Origin of the sequence: Stenotrophomonas sp. HMWF003 (assembly GCF_003061285.1) — a bacterium.
Taxonomy (GTDB): domain Bacteria; phylum Pseudomonadota; class Gammaproteobacteria; order Xanthomonadales; family Xanthomonadaceae; genus Stenotrophomonas; species Stenotrophomonas maltophilia_AP.
The window spans coordinates 1-1,329 of record NZ_QAIW01000454.1 but is presented as its reverse complement, the minus strand read 5'-3'; the positions used below and the strand labels follow the sequence as shown (position 1 = coordinate 1,329).

Below are 1,329 nucleotides of genomic sequence, written 5' to 3'. Positions count from 1 at the left end.
CCATTAACCCTCCCCCCATCACAGACCCAAAGCACCCGCAGCAAAACCCGCTTTCGGTTCCGGTCGCAGCACTCTGTTAGGTCGGGCGCTGCCATGCCCCGCCGGGACCTTAGGCAACATGGATGTTGCCTAAGAGCCCCCATGGACGGGTTCACGGCGTGTCCCGGCGGGGCATGGCAGCGCCCGGCCAGCCGATACGAACCGAACAGCCGGCCGTTGCCGTTGAAGTTGAAGTTGACCTTAAAAGAAGAAGGCCGCCTTCCGGCGGCCCTCCCAACATCACTTCAGCTTGATCTCGCGCAGACGCTCCTCCAGGAAACCATGCGCCGTGATCGGCTCCGGATAGCGGCTCGGGTTTTCCGGCGTGATGCAGGTCGGCAGCACATCGATCAGGAAGTCCGGGTTCGGGTGCAGGAAGAACGGCACCGAATAGCGCGGCTGGCGCGCCTGCTCGCCCGGAGGATTGACCACCCGGTGGATCGTCGACGGATACACATGGTTGGTCAGACGCTGCAGCATGTCCCCGATGTTCACCACGATCGTGTCCGCGTCCGAGGTGAACGGCACCCACTTGCCCTCGTGCGACTGCACCTCCAGCCCGGCCGCACTCGCCCCCACCAGCAGCGTGATGAAGTTGATGTCGCCGTGTGCACCGGCGCGCACGTTCGGAATGTTCTCGGCGGTGATCGGCGGGTAGTGGATCGGGCGCAGGATCGAATTGCCGTTGTTGGTCTTGTCCGCGAAGAAATCTTCCGGCAGCCCGATGTGCAGCGCCAGCGCCGACAGCACCCGCGAACCCAGCTGGTCCAGCGCCTGGTACAGCGCATAGCCACGCTCGCGGAAGTTCGGCACCTCGGCCGGCCACAGGTTCGGGGCCATCACGTCACGGTACTTCGAGTCATCCGGGATCTCCCGGCCGATATGCCAGAACTCCTTCAGGTCGAAGTGCTGCGAACCCTTGGCCGTCTCCACCCCGAAGGCCGTGTAGCCGCGCGCCCCGCCGCTGCCCGGCACGTGGTACTGGCGCTTGGTCTCTTCCGGCAGTGCGAAGAACGCCTTGAACACCTCGTAGGCGGCGTCGATGTCGGCCTGCGGGATGCCGTGGTTGCGGATACCTGCGAATCCCCATTCGCGGTAGGCCGCGCCCAGCTCGGCAACGAAGGCGTCGCGGTCACTGTCGAAACGGGTGATGTCGAGGGTCGGGATCTGGCTCACAGCGGTTCCTGGCTTGTTCGGATGGGTCGCAGGCCATCTCGGTGGCCCGGCTGAACATTGTGCCAGATCCGCCACCCGGCACTGCCGACACAAAGATACAAACCGATACAATGC

General features: G+C 64.4%; 1 protein-coding gene. It reads right to left on the bottom strand.

Annotation, left to right across the window (positions count from 1 at the left end; translation table 11 throughout):
• Positions 1-279: 279 nt before the first annotated feature.
• Positions 280-1,215, bottom strand: coding sequence for a 2-oxoglutarate and iron-dependent oxygenase domain-containing protein (locus DBR34_RS20120; RefSeq protein ID WP_128098097.1), 936 nt, complete (start codon positions 1,213-1,215; stop codon positions 280-282).
• Between the last annotated feature and the right edge of the window lie 114 nt (positions 1,216-1,329).